Origin of the sequence: Rhizobium ruizarguesonis, assembly GCF_017357285.1 — a bacterium.
In the GTDB taxonomy this organism is placed as follows: domain Bacteria; phylum Pseudomonadota; class Alphaproteobacteria; order Rhizobiales; family Rhizobiaceae; genus Rhizobium; species Rhizobium ruizarguesonis.
On sequence record NZ_CP071678.1, the window covers coordinates 3,184,892 to 3,202,520 of the forward strand.

Consider the following 17,629-nt stretch of genomic DNA (forward strand, 5'->3'; position numbering starts at 1 on the left):
CATGACGCCAACGGTATATGGTATGGAATCTCTGGTGGGCATAAGCCTGGGTTCGGGCACTCGCCTCACGTTAAGCGATGGACCGCTTCAGCTTGGATGGAAGCACTCAGGAATGACTGCGGACTTCATAGCGGAAGTCATGGCTCTGCCCTATTCACGGTCAAGAAAAGACTACATGCAGGCCCATCATGACATCGGATACCTCAGCAATGAGCTGATCGAAAATGCCGTTAAATTTCGACAGCCTGGAGAGATCCTCATTGAGGCCGGCATATTCGACGGAACGTTCTTAATAAGGGTCAAGAACACGATCGATGGCGTGACATCATCTCGCTTTCAGCAACTGCTGCATCGCCTTCAATCGAAGGACCCAGGAGAACTTCTTCTTGAGCAAATCGAAACCAATGCCATATCCGCAGCAAGCGGGTCGGGCTTGGGCTTGCTCACCCTTTTGAGCGACTACGACGCAAAAATGGCATGGGCATTCGAAGGCAATAGTGACCAGCATATCATACTGACGACGACTGCAGCTGTGGCGATGCCACCCTCCTCCAATCTGTGAGCGAAGAATGGAAATCAGCGACGAAAACTTCCGCGTATGGGCTGAGAAAAACGAGGTGTTTTTCGATGGCGTATTCCGGCTGGCGGGACCGGACGCCTATGCGCCGATTTACTCATTGGTATTCGGCCTGCTCCATGAGGGGCACAAACAGGTGACGTTCAACCTGACGGGTCTCGAATTCCTCAATTCCTCTGGCATAAATCTCTTGGCTAAGCTGACGATTGAAGCCAGAAAAATGGGCGACCTCCTGCTCGTTGTCAAAGGCACCAACCAATATCCATGGCAAGCGAAGTCCCTCCCGAATCTCAAGAAGTTACACCCGCTTCTCGATTTGCGCTTGGCGTGATTCTCTTTCGGGGGAAGAGCCAATTCACACCTCGACGCGCCGTCAGAAATCGAAGTCAAAGCCAACAGCCGCTGATTTGAGCAGCATCCATCGGCTTCTTCGCCATCCCCCGCAGCGCCGGCCCATCGTGATGGCGCTCCGCGTCGACCACACTTGGCAGCACTCAGACGCTGCTGAGGAGGAGACTGGTCTCGCTGTTTGCGACACCGTCGATCATGCGCACCTCGCGTAGAACCCGGTCGAAGTCGGCAAGGCTTGCGGCCCGGATATCGGCGACGAGGTCCCAGTTGCCGTTGGTCGTGTGCAGCGCTGAAATCTCCGTCAGGCCGCGGAGCTTTCGTATGACCTGGGTCGTCGACTTGCCGACGACCTCGACCATCATCACGGCACGCACTGCGTTGACGTCGTAGTCCTCCCGCACCCGGACGGTGAAGCCGAGCAGCGTACCCGTCTCGATCAGACGATCCAGCCGGTTCTGAACTGTGCCGCGCGCGACACCGAGTGCATCGGAAAGCTTGCTCAAGGAAGCGCGCCCATCGGCGCGCAGGTGAGCGATAATCCGGCGATCCAGATCGTCTGGTGCGTATTTCGCGATGTTCATATTGCCTCACTGGTAAATTCGCGCAAATGCGCTGAACGAATTGCACAATTTGCTGCCAGAATTAGCACAGATTTGAGCTTTCGGCCAACATGCGAGACGGTTAGTCTTTCTCGAGCATATGCAGGAGGAACTCAGCATGTCGTCGCCCCTTCCATCGGAAAAGGCTCTCGTACCCTTCGTCAGCGTCGAGAACATGATGCGTCTTGTCCACCACATCGGCATCGAAACCGTCTTGACCGAACTTACCGACGTCATCGAGGCGGATTTCCGCCGCTGGGGATCGTTCGACAAAACCCCGCGCGTTGCCTCTCACTCCGGCGAGGGTGTGATCGAGCTGATGCCGACCTCGGACGGCGAAATCTACAGCTTCAAATATGTGAACGGCCACCCGAAGAACATGGCGCAAGGCCTGCAGACCGTGACGGCTTTCGGCCTTCTCGCGGAAGTTTCGACCGGCTATCCGGTGCTGCTCACCGAAATGACCCTGCTGACAGCGCTTCGAACCGCAGCGACTTCGGCCATGGCCGCGCGGCACCTCGCACCCAGGGGTGCCCGCACCATGGCCATGATCGGCAATGGCGCCCAGGCGGAATTCCAGGCGCTTGCCATGAAAGCCGTCTGCGGCATCGACCACATCAGGCTCTACGACATCGATCCGCTGGCGACGGAAAAGATGGTCCGCAACCTTGCAGGCACTGGGCTGACGGTGACCGCCTGCAGCTCGTCCCAATCGGCGATCGAAAATGCCGATATCATTACGACCTGCACCGCCGACAAGCAGTACGCGACGATCCTGACGGATAACATGGTTGGCTCCGGCGTCCACATCAATGCCATCGGCGGCGACTGCCCGGGCAAGACCGAGCTGCACCGCGACATCCTGTTGCGCGCCGACACCTTTGTCGAATATCCGCCACAGACCCGCATCGAGGGCGAAATCCAGCAGATGGATGCCGACTATCCCGTCACCGAGTTCTGGCAGGTTTTGACGGGACAGGCGACCGGCCGCCGCGATGCCGATCAGATCACCCTGTTCGACAGCGTCGGTTTCGCGATCGAGGATTTTTCCGCTCTTCGTTATGTCCGTGACAAGCTTAGGGGGACCGGGCTTTACCAGGACCTCGATATCATCGCCGATCCGGACGATCCGCGCGACCTGTTTGGCATGCTGCAGCGAGCAAAGCAGGCATAGGAGCACGATGATGCCAAGACACGTCACATATTCCGTCCAGGCGCCCTCTGCAGTCGTCATGGTCCGGCCGCACCACTTCACCGTGAATACCGAGACAGCCATCGACAACCTTTTCCAGTCCAGCCCGGATACGACGGAAGACCTTTCACTGGCGGCCTACGACGAAATCACCCGGGCGGCCGATGTGCTCAGAAGCCATGGCGTGAACGTGCATCTTTTCGACGACACCGGTACCGAGACACCGGATTCGGTCTTTCCCAACAACTGGTTTTCCACCCATGCCGGCGGTCATGTGGCGATCTATCCGATGAAGGCCGTCAGTCGCCGGCGCGAGCGGCGCAGCGACGTCATCGAAATGCTGAAGAGCCAGTATCGGGTGCAGGAGGTGATCGACTATTCCGGCCTCGAGCCGGACCGACTGTTTCTCGAGGGCACCGGCGCCATGGTTCTCGATCACATCGATCGGGTGGCCTATGCCGTCCGCTCCGACCGCACCGATCCAATCGCGCTGGAACGCTTCTCGACTCACGTCAACTTCGAGCCGATGGTATTCGACGCGCGGGATGGAAACGGCGTCGCCGTTTATCACACCAATGTCCTGATGTGCATCGCCACCGACTTCGCCATGATCGGACTGGAGATGATGACCGATGCAGCAAGACGGCGGGAGGTCGTTCTAAGACTGGAGCGCTCCGGCCGCGGCGTCATCGCACTCACCAACGATCAGATCGCCTCTTTCGTCGGCAACGCTCTCGAACTCCAGGGAAATGCGGGGCGTATCCTTGCGCTCTCGACCACGGCGTTTGCATCCCTGAGCCGGGATCAACGCAACACGATCGAAGAAAGCGCCGAACTGGTCGCGCTTGATATCCCGACGATCGAGCGCGCCGGTGGATCGGTCCGCTGCACGCTCGCAGGCATCCATCTGACGCCGCGATGATTGCGTGATGGCGGTGGAATTTTGCGACTGCCGTTTGACACTCTCATGAAACTCAGCGAGGCATCTTGTATGAAGTCGACATCCTTTCGATAACGGGCGCGCGGCCAAGTTTTTTGACCTCGCAAATGGGGGAGGAAAAATTGGGGGGAACAAGCATGGAGCAAACCAGCCGCCGACAAGGAACCCGCAAAATTGCAAGCCTCGGCTTGGCGGCGTGGGTGCTGCTCCTGCCGATCGCACTGGTCTCTTTCGGGATTTGGCAGACACAGCGTGCAGCCGAAACGCTTGAACATGCGCGCCGTTCTTCGGTCGAACTCTCGACGACCCTGGCTCAGGTGAAAAACATCGCGGCATCCAATCCAACAGCCATTCTGACCTTCCAGGGAGCGGGCGAGCCCACCTCCCTTGCTGCCCTGGTCGCCGTTTCGCAAATCGAGGAAGCCCTTTCTCAAGCCAACGAGGAGCTGGAAATCTCGCAGATCCGCCGCCCATTGGTTTGGGGAACGATCGGCGGAGCCGTGCTTGCGTTTTTCGGCGGTGCGGTGGGATTGATGGCGGCCGGCATTTCCGGGATCCGCGCGCGCGCCTCCCAACGCCAACTGATCACGAGCTTTCAACGTCTGCGGTCGCTCCTTCCGTTCATTCTTGCGACCGTTGTGATCGGGTTTTCTATCGGCGTCATTTCGGCGACTCTCTTCGAAGCAGTCAGCATGGGCCTATGGGCAGATTTTACCACGGGCAGTGCCAAGCTTTTCGCGGTCGCCGTCGTCCTCGCCGTCATCGCAGCCTACAGCGCCTTCATGGCGCTGCGTGGCTTAAAGGATGTCTTTGCCCTGTTCACACCCGAACCGCTTGTCGCGGCGGGACGAGTCATCGAAGAAACGCAGGCTCCTGAACTTTGGCGTTTCGTGCGCAGCCTGGCCGGGCGGCAACACGCTTTGTTGCCCGACACGATCATCGTCGGCCTCGGCCAGGGCTTTTTCGTAACGGAGAGCCAGCTGCGTCTCTGGCCTGAGGACAGACTGGTGACCGGACGGTCGCTCTATCTGCCTGCGGCCTATCTTGATCTTCTCGACCAGGCCGAAATCGCGGCAATCATCGGCCATGAGCTCGCCCATTTTTCTGGCGAAGACACCACCTATAGCCAGCAATTCACGCCGATTTATGCGGGCCTCTGGCGTGCTCTTGCAGCTCTTGGACGCGCCGACGGTGGTCGCTTCGTCCTGTATCCGGCGGTGAAGCTCGGCTTTCACGCCATGCAGCGGTTCGATCATGCCGTCGCACACTGGAGCCGGCTGCGAGAATTCGATGCTGACCGTAGCGGCAGCCTGCTGGCGACGCCGGCAGACGCCGCCTCGGCTCTCATCCGTACGGGGATTATCGCTCCCGCCGTCGCCTATGTTCTTCAGCGCGCATATGCCGGATCTGATGATACCGCTTCCGATGATGCCTGGCCTGACCTCGTCGCGCAGACGACGGAACTGGTCACCACCAATGGATGGAGCGATCCGATGCCCCTTTTGGGAGATCGGCAACCGCATCCGACCGACAGCCATCCGCCGACGATCCAGCGGATATCGGCCCTCGGTGTGGAAATTGGCGATGACCTCCTGAGACGAGCGATGCGTCAGCCGCAGCCGGGAGCTCGCTCTTTTGCGGACGATCTGTTTTCGGATTGGGCCGGACTATGCCGTCTGTTGAGCAAGGATTTCATCGACGACGCGCGCATGATGCGTGACCGTCGTCGCGAAGTGCTTGAAAAGGTGGTTGCCGGGGCCTCACAGGAGACCGTTGTCTACGACAACGTCAAGCCGATGATCTGGACGATGGTGATCGTCGCCATGATTTTCGCCGGATTTGGCCTGACGGTCGTCTTCCTCAGTGGCCAATTGGGCCTCGGCTACGATGAATTCGCGCAGTCGCTGATCGCCGCGATCACCGCCGTGGGTGCTGTTACCTCCCTTCTCTATGCGGCCTTTCTCTATCGAGGCGCAGCACGACCGCTCATGGTTCTGACCCCGGATGGATTGCTTGCCTCCAGATTGGACAGGCCGATTGCCTGGACGGGTGTTGCCGGCTACGCGGTCTATGCATCGAGCCGTTTTGCCCTGCGCCTCTGGCTCAATCAGGACGCATCACTGCCCAAAAAAGATTGGCGTGCGATCTATAGTAAAATCGATCGCCGGCAGCGCATTGTCACGCTGGGTGCCCTGGGGATCAAGGGAATGAAGGCTGCTGACTTCAGCGCACTCGTCGGCCGGTATCACGAAGCCGCCTACGCCCGAGAGGAACTCGCCGCCGCTATGCCGCACCCGCTGCCCCGCGACACGTCCGCAGGCGAGATAGATGGAAAACCCTGAGCAGCAATGAGCTCAAACCGATGGCCTCTCTGGGCTAAGAAGGAATCGTTAAGCATTTCAGGCCATCTAAGACCATTGCCGGGGCCGGCATCGGACCTCGGTCCGATGTGCAACGCGCGATCACCGTCTAACCTCTCGTATCTGTTCAAGCCGTGTATCTGCATGGCGCTTGATCCGACTCGGAGGAAAACAATGCGGATAGCAACCTTAGCGTCCCTGGCCGCGCTTTCGCTGGCTCTTGCAGCAAGCCCGGCAACGATTGCCGGCATCGACATGACCGCACAGGCAAAGAGCGGTGGAAACGGTGGCGGCAACGGTGGGGGCAATGGCGGCGGTCACGGCGGCGGCAGTGGAAACAGCGGCAACCATGGCAGCAGCCAGGGTAGCGGTTCAACCCATGGCAACTCCAAATCTCAAGGCGTGAAAGGCAAGTCCACCGAGGCGGCAAGCAAGTCCAAGTCCGTCAAGGCAGACGAGACCAAAGAAAAGAACCTGTCGGCGCAACTTGCGGGCCTGAACTCCTTGAAGCGAAACTACAAGGCGTTGATGCATACGTCCGACCCACGCATGACGGCCATCGCGGCCTATGCCGTGGCTTATGCCCAGTATGAACTCGACAATGGAATCGAGCCCGCGGCCGATGACCCTCTGTTGGGGGATCAGGCGCTGGAGGACGCATTGGCTTCAGCGACGAAAACCGGTGAAGTCAGCCCGGCGGTTTTGGATGAAGCCAAAACCATCTTGGGGGTTGGCGACGCAAACGGGAAGATCGATCAAATCCGTACCTCTCTGGAGGACGCTGCGCCGGCGACATCAGACGAATAACCGATAAATCAGTTGCGAGCGGTGTGGAGCCGACAAGTATGGCTCCGCACTAAACTACGAAGAGCATTTCCGTTTTGTTTGAGTACGGAGATGCTCTTTTTTTATCAATTTCAGACGCAGAACCCTTTGCTCGAATTGCTCCAATATGTCGGTCGATCACCCACCACCTCAAAGTCCCTGTGTCGTGATGAGCCTTCGAGCGTGCCGAATTCGTTTCACGTCGGCAGTCATGTTTCGACGTCCCGACCAGATCGTAGCCATCGACCGATCCCGTTTGCGGACAACGGTGTCGCCGCATTGAAAACCATCGATCGTTCGCGAACCCGCCTTGATCGGACAGAGGCCGGTCTGCGGCCCCTGCCTTGCACGTGAAAGCCGCGTCACTCCGCAAGCTCGATGATCGCGCAGTCGTAGCCTTCGAGATCGAGCCTGCCGGCAACCGCCTTTTCGTCATCGAGAAGGTCGCGGCCAGCGGGAACGCCGCCGATGGCGGCCGGCTGGTCGGTGTAGTTCTGGATGAACAGCAGCCGGCGCTCTTCGTTCATCCGCATGGTCACCTCGACGCCCTCGGGAAGCTCTCCGATCAGCGGCTCGATGCCGACGGGTGCAAACAGCCGCTCGGCAAGCGCTGCCGTCAGATCCGGGGTGAGATAGGTGCCGACATAGACCACCTGCCCCTTGCCGAGTTTGCGCGACGTCGCCATCGGCTGGCCCTCGGCATAGCGGTTGGACCAGGCCGCGACCACGTCGACATCGCTTGCGATCGCCAGGTTTTCATAGAAATAGCCGCCGACCAGTTCGCGGTTGCCGATCTTGAAGCGGCGCTCACGCCGGTGCGATTCCGCCGGCTTGTTCGGTGGAATGACAAGCCCGCCGGAACGTTCCATCACGTCGAAGAGCCCGTTGGCGCCGGGGGCGGCGAGACGGCCGAAATCCTCGACGCGCACGCCCGTGAGCTGCGACAGCGAGGTGCCGGGAGCGGTCTCGCGGATGACGTGGTTGTCTTCGTTGCGGGTACCGGTGCGCGCGCCGATGACGACGGTGCCGCCCTGCTCGGCGAAGGATTTCAGCAGCCTTTCGGTCCATTCGTCCTTCCACATCACCCAGTGGGGGACATAGAGCAGCTTCAGCTTCGAAAGATCGTCCTCGGGATGAATGAAGCCGCAGGCAATGCCGCGGTCGTAGCAATATTGGTGCAGCAGGATCGCATCGTCCTGCGGGCTCGGCAGGCCGATCGGATAGGTCTTGTGGGCTTCCTGATTGTCGAAATCGGACCCGGCAATACCGACATCCATGCGCACATAGGTGCCGAGGATCTTGGGCGCCAGCGCGGTCATCTCGGTTGCGAAGCGCTTCGCCTCGTCATAGCGATGGCGGGCGACGTCGTCGTGGTCGATGATGCCCATCCAGTAAATCTCGGCGCCGAAATGGGCCGGGCGCCAGCGGAAGAACATCAACCCGTCAGCGCCATGGGCGACCGAGGAAAGTGCCATGCGGCGCAGTTCGCCCGGCTCCGGCGTCAGCGTGCAGAAACCCGGCTGGCTGCCGAAGCCCGATTGCTGCTCGGGAACGATATAGTTGCCGGAAAAACCGCGGCAGATATCGAGATGCAGCGCCTGGACCTTGGCGTGGTTTCCGAGCCGCTGGAACTCGTCGTAGAGCATCGGGTAGATGTCGTAGCCGACGAAATCGAGATCGGTGGTGAACTGGCCGCGAAAGTCGATATCCCGGAGACCGCCGAGATTGTGGAAGACGAACCAGGAGGATTTGACGGCGCGTAGGATCTCCACCTGGTCGTGCTGAAAGCGCGCCGTCGAGAAGGCGAGGAAACGATGATAATCCTGCAGATGGCCGGGGCTCGGGAAGGTCGGGCCGAACTCGATCGGCAGCACGACCTGGTCGAAGCTGTCATAGGCCGTCGCCCAGAAATCGCCGCCCCACGCTGTGTTGAGCTTGCTGATCTCGCCGTATTTGCCAGCGAGAAAGGCCTGGAATTCGGTGAGCGTCGCCTTGGAAAAGCTTTCCGGCATGCTGGTGTTCAGCTCGTTGTCGGTCTGCCAGCCGACGACAAAAGGATTGTCGCGATAGTGCTCGGCCATCGCTTTGGTGATGCGCCGGCTGTGTTCGCGAAAGACCGGGCTTGCCGTGTCGCAGTGCTGCCGCGAGCCATGGCTCATCGGCCGGCCCTTACCGTCGACTCTTAGAATCTCTGGATGCGCCACGGTCAGCCAGCGCGGCGGTGTTGCCGTCGGCGTGCACATGATCGTGTCGATGCCGTAGCGCCCGAGCATGGCGATGGCGCGGTCGAACAGATCGAAATCGAAGGTGCCGAGCTTCGGTTCGAGAATATGCCAGGCGAATTCGGCCATTCTGACCACGTTGAAGCCGGCCTTTGCCATGCGCTCGGCGTCGCGCTCCCAGTAACTCTCATCCACATGTTCGGGATAATGCGGGGCGCCGACGAGGAAGCGGTCGGTCTTGACGGGGTTCCATACGGAAAGGCTTGCGGTCTTGTCGGACACGGTGATGTTTCCTGTGATTATCGGTCGAGGATCGTCTTGCGGGCGCTGATCGTGCGTCCGCCATCGGGCGAGAAGAGATAGAGTTCGCTGGCGTCGAGCTTCAGCGCCACGTTCTGGTCGGCGGCAAAAGGCGCGACGTAGCTGAGCTGCACCGTGATGTTACCGGTGCCGCTTTCCGAGGCGATGGTCCTCAGGTTGCCGGCGTCGATATAGAGAATGGTTTCGCGCCCGAGATGCTCGACCAGCCGGACCTGACCGTTGATCGCTCCGCCCTGCGCCCCGTCGGCGACCATCGATATGTTTTCCGGCCTTACACCGAGCGTCAGGCTGGCGCCCTTCGGCAGCACCGTCGCCTCCGCCAGTTCCACCGTCACCGGCACGAGGCCCGGCGCCGAAACTGTGATATTGCGGCCGGACACCTCATCGACGGTAACGCCGAGGAAGTTCATCCGCGGCGCGCCGAGAAAACCTGCGACGAAGAGATTGTCTGGGTTGCGGTAGAGTTCGAGCGGCGAGCCGACCTGCTCGATCACCCCCTGGTTCAAGACAACGATCCGGCTTGCCATGGTCATGGCCTCCACCTGGTCGTGGGTGACATAGACCATGGTGGCGCCGAGCTCGGCGTGCAGGCTGCTAAGTTCGACACGCATCTGGGTCCGAAGTGCCGCATCGAGGTTCGACAGCGGCTCGTCGAACAGGAAAACGTCGGGCGAACGGGTGATCGCCCGGCCGATAGCCACGCGCTGCCGCTGCCCGCCGGAGAGCTGCTTCGGCCGCTTTTCCAGCTGATCGGTGATCCTCAGGATCTTGGCCGCGCGCGCCACGGCCGCCTCGATCTCTGCCTTCGGGCGCTTGGCCATGCGCAAACCGAAGCCCATGTTCTCCGCCACCGTCATATGCGGATAGAGCGCGTAGGATTGGAAGACCATGGCGATGCCGCGGTCCCCAGGCTCCTGGTTGCTGACGTCGCGGCCGTTGATCAGGATCTGGCCGGAGGAGATCTCTTCCAGGCCGGCGATCGACTTCAAAAGCGTGGACTTGCCGCAGCCGGAGGGACCGACCATGACGATGAACTCGCCCTGCGCTACGGAAAGATCGATGCCTCGCAGCGCATGATAGGCGCCGTAATTCTTGTTGATCTGTCGGAGTTCGAGACTGGTCATGCGTCCTGGCTCTCTGCTGTTGAAACTTGGAACTTTAGGAGATCGCTCATCCCTTCACCGCTCCCATCGTCAGGCCGGCGATGAAGTGGCGTTGCATCAGGAAGAACATGACGACCGGCGGCACGGCGACGACGATGGTCCCGGCGGAAATCAGGTTCCAGGCCGAGACCCATTCACCGCGGAGATTGGCAAGGCCGGCAGTAACAGGCTTGACGGAGTCGCTGACGGTCAGCACCACGGCCCAGAAGTAATCGTTCCAGATGAAGTTGAAGATGAGGATGGCGAGTGCGGCAAGCGCCGGCCGCACCAGCGGGATCGCCACATGCCATAGCGTCTGGAAGGGAGACGCCCCTTCCGCCCGGGCCGCCTGGAACAGCTCGTCGGGCAATGCCGCGATGAAATTGCGCATGAACAGCGTCGCAAAGCCGGTCTGGAAGGCGACGTGGAAGATGATCAGCGCTGCCGTGGTATCGATCAGGTCGAGCCGGACCATCAGGTCCCGCACCGGGATCATCATGATCTGGTGCGGCAGGAAATTGCCGCCGACGAACAGCGCGAAGATCAGCATGTTGCCGGGAAAGCGGTAGCGCGACAGCACGTAGCCGGCGAGCGTGGAGAGCACCAGCACGCCGATCACCGAGGGAATGGTGATCGTCAGGCTGTTGAGGAAGTAGCGAGCCATCGGCGTCTGCGTGAAGACATCAGTATAGTTGTCGATGACGCCGATCCCGGTCGGCCATCCCCACAGATTGCCGCCCATAACATCCTCGGTCGAGCGGAACGAGGTCAGGATGATCGCAAACAGCGGGCAGAGCCAGAGCAGCAGGACGATGACGACGGCGAGCACATAGAGGCGGCGCTGCCAGAGGGCGGCATCGGGAATGGGACGAGGATACATCAGCCTCCCCTTTCTTCGGTATGGATGATGCGGCTGAGGTACCAGACGATGAAGGCGGCCATGATCACGAACAGCACCGAGGCGATAGCCGCGCCGTAACCGAAGCGGTAGGAGAAGATCGACTGTTCGAACATCTGGTAAGCGAGAACCGAGGACGAACCGAAAGGGCCGCCGTTCGTCATCACCGACACCATGTCGAAGGACCTGAGTGCCCCGACGACGGTGACGGCAATGGCGATGAAGGTGACCTGGGTCAGCTGCGGCAGCACGATGTGCCACAACATGTTCCAGCCCCTCGCCCCATCGACGCGCCCTGCCCCGATCAGCTCTTCGCTCAAATTGTTGAGGCCGGCGAGATAAAGCACCATGCAGAAGGTGATCTGTGGCCAGAGTGCTGCAATCACGATGGCGAAGGTGACGAAATGCTCGTCGGAGAGAACCGCCGGCGCCGTCGCCCCGAATGCCCTGAAGATCAGCGCGAGCAACCCGAACTCCGGCGTATAGACCCAGGTGAAGACGACGCCGACCGTCACCGAGGCGAGCACCAGCGGAATGAAGAACAGCGACTTCAGGAAGCGCATGCCGCGGATTTTCTGGTTGACCAGCAGCGCAATGGCGAGCCCGATCGGCGGTGCCGCCATGAACATCACCAGCCAGATCAGGTTGTTCTTCAACGACACGTAGAATTGCGGGTCGTCGTAGAGTTCGACGTAATTGCCGAAGCCGATCCACACCATCGGGCCGAAGCCGTCCCAGTCGTGCAGGCTGATCCAGAGGCTCCTGACGGCCGACAGCAGGATGACGGTGAAGAACAGCAATATCGCCGGCGCGATGAGTAAAGTCGGGGTGAGCCACCAGCGCTGGCGGCGCCATAACATCAACATGTCTAGAGCCTCATTTACGACAAAAGCAAGCGGCGACCTGCCCCTCATCCGACTGCCGCCAACTTCTCCCCGTAAACGGGGCGAAGGGGATATGCAGCAACCTCTCGGTTCCCCACCAGCCTCTCGTATGGCACGTCCCCTCGCCCCGTTTACGGGGAGAGGGTTAGGGTGAGGGGCAGCCTCAAGGCGAAGGACCAGGCGTGGGCCGCACCCGCCCCTTAAATCTTGTAGATGCGCTTGCGCGTGCCCTCGAGGCGCGTCAGGATGGCCTTGCGCCGGTCGGGTTTGGCCATGAACTCCTGGAAACCGACGAGGCCGGCCTGCGCCATATCGGGATCGCTGTCGCGGTCGTAATATTGCGACGTGCCCTGCACCGTCTTCATCGTCTCGACAGCGACGTTGACCAGCGGGTCTTTGCTTGGCGGCAGGTCGTGGCGCGGCGGAACGTTGCCGCCTGGCTCCAGATAGGCCGCCAGATTCTCGGGCTTGTAGAAGTAGGCGAGGAATTCGCGCGCGCCCTGCTTGTTCTTAGCCTTGGCGGGAATGTGGATCGAATTGACCGAGAACTCCTCGAAGTGGCCGACCTTGGCATCGAGCACCGGGAAGGTCGCATAGGAGAGCTGCGGTAGATCTTCGGCGGTGAAAGCCGAGCGCAGGAAAGCGCCGAGGTTCATCATGCCGGCCTTCTTTTGCGCCAGGAGCGCCGCGGCCTCCTGCCAGCCGAAGGACGTGTGGTTCTCCGTGAAGAACCCCTTCGAAATCATCGCCTCCCACTGATCGAAAACCGCCGTCAGCGCGGGATCGAGATAGCTCATCTCGCCGTTCATCAGCGCCATATGCTTGTCGAGGCCGTTGATGCGCAGGTTCATCTGGTCGAACCAACCGGCCGCCGGCCATAATTCCTTGGTGCCGATCGCGACCGGCGTGATGCCCGCGGCCTTGCACTTGTCGCCGTAGGCCATGAACTCTTCGGCGGTCGTCGGCACGGTCAGACCATGCTGCTCGAACACATCCTTGCGGTAGAACATGCCCCAGAGCGTGCCGCCTGTGGGAAGGCCGTATTGCTTGCCCTCGTCAGTGACAGCGCCGGCCGTAGCACCCAGCACGTCCTTGTACTTCTCCTTCTCGAAAAGGTCGGAGATGTCGTCGAACAGGCCGCGCTTGACGAAGGCGCGCATGCGGTTGCCCGAAAACCAGGAGCAGACGTCAGGCGCGCCGGCGACGAGATAGTTGCGAATGGCCGTCTTGTGGGCCTCGTGGTCCATATTGTTGATGACGACGTTGACGCCGGCTTCCTTGCTGAAGCTCGCGGCGATCGCCTTCAGTGCGTCGAGTGCGGCGCCATTGTTTTCGGCAGAGATCATCGTGACCTCCTGGGCCTGCGCGATCGCCGGGATCGGAAAGCTGCCGGTAACCGCTGCGGCGGAAACCAGCCCCGCGCCTTTCAGGAAGCGTCTGCGGGTGGTCGACGGAAATTGCTTCAAAAATGTCATTGAATTCCTCCCAGTTGATCGATCGACATTCTCCCGACCGTCGCCTCCTCCATGAAACGACCGACCAGGCATTCAATGCTGCGATCCGCTCTGCGATTCCTGCGATAATCCGCTTGGCTGAGTTGATCCGCGGCCGAACTTATGCATAGATCTTTGCAGCTCGCAATAATTAATTTACAAAATTAAGGAATGCATCGTGAAGTTAAAAGGCGACCAGACAACGGCGAGAGCCATGAACCGACGCCTCATCCTCAATCTCCTGCGGCGCGAGGGGCCGAGGAGCCGCGCCGACATCGCGACGGTGATTGGTTTAAGTCCTGCCGCCGTTACCTTCGTCGTCTCCGACCTTCTGGAGGAAGGCATCGTCATCGAAGGGAAGACCGTGCCCGGCCTCACCGGCCGCCGCCCGATCCCTGTGGATATCAACTACGAGCACGCGCTCGCCATCGGCTTCAAGCTGATGGTGGATTCGGTAGAGTGCGTGGCGACCGACCTTGCCACCAACCCGGTCGCCGCCATGCGGGTAAGCCTCGACGGCCACGAGCCCGATAAGGTCGCAGACCTGCTGGCGGGCACCGTTCCCGAACTGGTGAAGCTCGCCGGCCGGCCCGACGCCAAGCTCGCCGGCATCGGCATCTCCATGCCCGGCGTCATCAACCACGAACAGACGGCCTGCGTGCGCAGCTACCGATTCAAATGGGACAATGTCCCCCTCGCCTCGCTGGTCGCCAGCCGCGTCCATGTCCCGGTCTGGCTGGAAGACGACACCAACGCCTATGCCATTGCCCAGCAGCTCTTCGGACTCGGCCGCCAGCATCGCAACATGGCCGTTCTCGCCGTCGGCGTCGGCATCAGTTGCGCGCTTGTCATCGACGGCAAGCTCTATCGTGGCGCCAATGGTGCTGCCGGCAAATTCGGCCACACGCTTTACGAGGAGAACGGCCGGCTCTGCGAATGCGGCAAACGCGGCTGCCTGATGGCCTATCACTCCCAAGCCTCGATGCTCCGGCGCTGGCGGGAAGCGACCGGCCGCGAGGAACTCAGTCTACCGGAACTGTCGGTGGCGCTCGCATCAGGCGATACCACCGCCCTCGCCCTCGTCGCCGATTCCGGCCGCGGCATCGGCACCGCCCTTGCCAATCTCGTCAATATCACTGACCCCGAAGTCATCGTCGCCGGTGGCGAAGCCGTCTCCCTCGGCGATCCCTTCCTGACACCGCTGCGCGAAGCGCTTTCGGCCCGGACCTTCCGAACCGCCCCGCCCCTCTTGCCCGACTGGGAGGACAATTCCTGGGCCCGGGGTGCCGCTGCCCTCGTCACCCAGAAAATATTCGACTTCGAATCCTCCGGCGGCATCACGGACATCGCCAGTCTCGTCGGCGTCAGAACCGCGGGCTCATCATCGGCGGCGTAGTGATACACTGGCTTACAAAAATGGGGGTTCGCCGACACATCCCTGGTTCAATCAGCGACTTAAATCCCGATGCGGCCAACCGGTCGGGAATGATTAATTCAGGAAGGATGACAAGATGAAAATGATCCAGGCTATCGCGCTCGCCCTTGTTCTCGGCGGCGCAGCCGCAGCACACGCAGAACAGCCGCTGCAGCGCACCGATCTCATCAAGAACGATATCGATGTGCCCGGCCACGAGGTCGTTCAGGTGCGCGTCGATTTCGCGCCCGGCGTTCTCGCCCCCAGTCACACGCATCCCGGCGAGGAGATCGCCTTCGTCATCGAAGGAACGCTGGAATACCAGCTCGACGGCAGACAGCCTGTTACCCTCAGAGCCGGCCAATCCTTGTTCATTCCATCAGGCGTCGTACACTCGGCGAAGAACGTCGGCAGCGGCAAGGCTTCGGAATTGGCGACCTACATCGTCCGCAAAGGCGCACCGCTCGTCGTACCTGCCAAGTGAGCCGTTCCCAGAGCCGATGATCTGGCAGACACCAGCTCCCTTCACTCGACCCCGTTCACAGGGTTCGAAGGACGGGTTGGCGGGCGACCTCATGCTAACCACCGCCAGCTACGCTTGCCGGCCGTTTCTCCCTTGCGGTCGCCTTCCATTCACGGCAGCATGCACGTGTCCCCAGTCATCTGAACCTCTCACATTAGGAGGATTGCCATGGCAACGTTGGAGCGGCCGGCCTTTGTCGTCCATTGGAGCGAGATCGAACGGCCTGACAACTCGCATTATGACGATGACGACGAGCTGATGAGCATCGGTGCGCCTTTCGGACGCTATTTCGGCCTGGCGAAATTGGGCATTCATCACGAGCGCTTGCCGCCTGGCCGGCGCACATCCTTTCCGCATGCCGAGAGCGCCGAGGAAGAATTCGTCTATGTCATCGAAGGCGCACCCGACGTCTGGCTCGATGGCCACCTCTATCGGCTGAAGCCCGGCGACGCGGTCGGATTTCCTGCCGGCACCGGGATCGCCCATAGTTTCCTCAACAACACGCAAGCCGAAGTGCACCTCCTCGTCGTCGGCGAGCGCCACAAGGCTGAGAACCGCATTTTCTACCCGCTCCACCCTCACCGCAGACCGCTGCATCATGATTGGTGGGATGACCATCCCACCCATGCCCTCGGTCCGCACGATGGAATGCCGGACCTGGCGCGGGAAGCAAAGGGCCGAGGAAACAGCGAATAGATCAGCCAGGCCGATAGCCGGCCGCAATGGCGGCTTCGCGCAAAGCCGAGACCAACGCTTGGCTGGAGCTTCGACAGTTATGGGCTCAGGCCAGCCAACCGCAACAGCTCGTCATTTTCGTTTGCAACGCCTTCCGTCAGCCGGGCGGCGGCAATCGGGGGAAGCCAGGCGAGAATGCCGCTGACCTCCGATCCGGTGACCGAGGCGTAAGCTTCGACATAGCCCATTGCCCGCTCCGGCATCGCATGGTGCAACAGCACGTATGTTCGGCAGACATCGGCCAGAGGATTGCCACAGCAGGCATCGAGCCAGTCGACGATCATAAACCCCTGCCCCGAGCCGTGAATATTCCACGGGTGAAAATCGCCGTGACACACTCTGTCGCCATCTGGCAGGGATTCGAGTTGCGCCAGAAGCCGATTTCTGGATGAAGAATCCAAGTGCTCGGCCCGGCGGATTCTGGCGGAAAGCCTCGCCATGAGAGACGGCAACCCGTCGCCCGGCTTTTCGTGAATTCTTCCATACAGTTGCGCCATGTCTTCAAGCGACGCTCTTCCTGCCGTCGAGACGAATGGGTCGGCAAAACAGCAGCTGGGCGCGCGATCCATCAACACGCCCCAGCGCCCATCGAATTCACCGACCGCATGGACCTTTGGCGTCGGCAGCGCGAGCCTCTCAAGGATCGACAGGTTCACCGCCTCCCTGAATGACGATGCCTTGGAGGCGGCTGACCGGTATAGCTTGAGCGCCAAGGCGCCATATTCGAAGACCTCGGCCTCTTTGCCCGAACCAAGGAGTCGACCCGTTTCGGTCATTGCGGTGCCTCAACTTCTGATTTCAGCAAGATTCCATGGTGATCTCGCGAGAAATGCCGCGATCACCGCCATCGCAGTTTGCCACGGCCGACGAAAACCGGTGAGCGAAATTGTCGAGGCCGGCACCTGCCGCCGGCAGACCTGGCCGGGGGCCACAGCCATAGGAGCAACTCTTGCGCCTTCCCGATATTGAGAGTGCGCGAGGGCCAAGGCTGCCGTCACAACGGATCGCTGATACCTATCAACGAGAACTTGTCGAAGCATGATGGATGGTATTCAGTCTCCGGCGCAGCCATGGCGGAACAGCATCGAGCTGTCATGGCGGGTGGATGACTCACGATGAGGGCAATCCGCCGCGCCTAAGATTACTCGCTTTC

The 17,629-nt window shown here is 60.6% G+C and carries 16 protein-coding genes; 9 read left to right on the forward strand and 7 right to left on the reverse strand.

Annotation, left to right across the window (positions count from 1 at the left end):
* The first annotated feature begins 1 nt into the window (after position 1).
* Together J3P73_RS15830 and J3P73_RS15835 are read left to right on the forward strand one after the other, a co-directional pair.
* Positions 2-562, forward strand: a complete 561-nt coding sequence (locus tag J3P73_RS15830) for a slr1658 superfamily regulator (RefSeq protein WP_024320905.1) — start codon at positions 2-4, stop codon at positions 560-562.
* A gap of 7 nt (positions 563-569) precedes the next feature.
* Positions 570-908, forward strand: coding sequence for a slr1659 superfamily regulator (locus J3P73_RS15835; protein ID WP_024320904.1), 339 nt, complete (start codon positions 570-572; stop codon positions 906-908).
* Positions 909-1,071: 163 nt separating this feature from the next.
* Here J3P73_RS15835 and J3P73_RS15840 read toward each other — a convergent pair whose 3' ends face one another.
* Complete coding sequence (locus J3P73_RS15840; protein WP_018074330.1) at positions 1,072-1,509, reverse strand: Lrp/AsnC family transcriptional regulator; 438 nt, start codon at positions 1,507-1,509, stop codon at positions 1,072-1,074.
* A 136-nt stretch (positions 1,510-1,645) separates the two neighbouring features.
* Here J3P73_RS15840 and J3P73_RS15845 point away from each other — a divergent pair, with 136 nt between their 5' ends.
* The 4 genes from J3P73_RS15845 to J3P73_RS15860 all read left to right on the forward strand — a co-directional run bounded on the left by J3P73_RS15845 (position 1,646) and on the right by J3P73_RS15860 (position 6,826).
* Entirely contained in the window at positions 1,646-2,701 is a 1,056-nt protein-coding gene (locus tag J3P73_RS15845) for an ornithine cyclodeaminase (RefSeq protein ID WP_018074329.1), read from the forward strand.
* A 7-nt stretch (positions 2,702-2,708) separates the two neighbouring features.
* On the forward strand, positions 2,709-3,641 hold the full coding sequence (gene ctlX / locus J3P73_RS15850) for a citrulline utilization hydrolase CtlX (RefSeq protein WP_130692142.1): 933 nt from the start codon (positions 2,709-2,711) through the stop codon (positions 3,639-3,641).
* A 155-nt stretch (positions 3,642-3,796) separates the two neighbouring features.
* Positions 3,797-6,001, forward strand: a complete 2,205-nt coding sequence (locus tag J3P73_RS15855; RefSeq protein WP_075224029.1) for a M48 family metallopeptidase — start codon at positions 3,797-3,799, stop codon at positions 5,999-6,001.
* A 192-nt stretch (positions 6,002-6,193) separates the two neighbouring features.
* Entirely contained in the window at positions 6,194-6,826 is a 633-nt protein-coding gene (locus tag J3P73_RS15860) for a hypothetical protein (protein WP_018074326.1), read from the forward strand.
* Between the two features lie 380 nt (positions 6,827-7,206).
* On the opposite strand, the gene J3P73_RS15865 is transcribed toward J3P73_RS15860, so the two are convergent.
* The 5 genes from J3P73_RS15865 to J3P73_RS15885 form a co-directional block, all read right to left on the reverse strand.
* Positions 7,207-9,348, reverse strand: a complete 2,142-nt coding sequence (locus J3P73_RS15865) for a beta-galactosidase (RefSeq protein WP_130692144.1) — start codon at positions 9,346-9,348, stop codon at positions 7,207-7,209.
* 17 nt (positions 9,349-9,365) lie between these two features.
* Positions 9,366-10,511, reverse strand: a complete 1,146-nt coding sequence (locus tag J3P73_RS15870; protein WP_018074324.1) for an ABC transporter ATP-binding protein — start codon at positions 10,509-10,511, stop codon at positions 9,366-9,368.
* A 46-nt stretch (positions 10,512-10,557) separates the two neighbouring features.
* Entirely contained in the window at positions 10,558-11,409 is an 852-nt protein-coding gene (locus J3P73_RS15875; protein WP_130692148.1) for a carbohydrate ABC transporter permease, read from the reverse strand.
* Positions 11,409-12,293, reverse strand: coding sequence for a carbohydrate ABC transporter permease (locus tag J3P73_RS15880; RefSeq protein ID WP_130692150.1), 885 nt, complete (start codon positions 12,291-12,293; stop codon positions 11,409-11,411). The genes J3P73_RS15875 and J3P73_RS15880 overlap by 1 nt, the downstream gene beginning before the upstream one ends.
* A gap of 218 nt (positions 12,294-12,511) precedes the next feature.
* On the reverse strand, positions 12,512-13,786 hold the full coding sequence (locus J3P73_RS15885; protein WP_130692152.1) for an ABC transporter substrate-binding protein: 1,275 nt from the start codon (positions 13,784-13,786) through the stop codon (positions 12,512-12,514).
* Positions 13,787-13,982: 196 nt separating this feature from the next.
* On the opposite strand from J3P73_RS15885, the gene J3P73_RS15890 reads away from it, so the two are divergent.
* From J3P73_RS15890 to J3P73_RS15900, 3 genes are all read left to right on the forward strand, one after another.
* Positions 13,983-15,200, forward strand: a complete 1,218-nt coding sequence (locus J3P73_RS15890; RefSeq protein ID WP_130692154.1) for an ROK family protein — start codon at positions 13,983-13,985, stop codon at positions 15,198-15,200.
* 115 nt (positions 15,201-15,315) lie between these two features.
* Positions 15,316-15,702 carry a cupin domain-containing protein gene (locus tag J3P73_RS15895; protein WP_130692156.1) on the forward strand — a complete coding sequence of 129 codons (387 nt, stop codon included), beginning with the start codon at positions 15,316-15,318 and terminating at the stop codon, positions 15,700-15,702.
* A 207-nt stretch (positions 15,703-15,909) separates the two neighbouring features.
* Positions 15,910-16,437, forward strand: a complete 528-nt coding sequence (locus J3P73_RS15900) for a cupin domain-containing protein (RefSeq protein ID WP_130692158.1) — start codon at positions 15,910-15,912, stop codon at positions 16,435-16,437.
* Between the two features lie 77 nt (positions 16,438-16,514).
* On the opposite strand, the gene J3P73_RS15905 is transcribed toward J3P73_RS15900, so the two are convergent.
* Positions 16,515-17,252: a phosphotransferase family protein gene (locus J3P73_RS15905; RefSeq protein WP_130692160.1), complete on the reverse strand. Its 738-nt coding sequence runs from the start codon at positions 17,250-17,252 to the stop codon at positions 16,515-16,517.
* Positions 17,253-17,629: the final 377 nt, after the last annotated feature.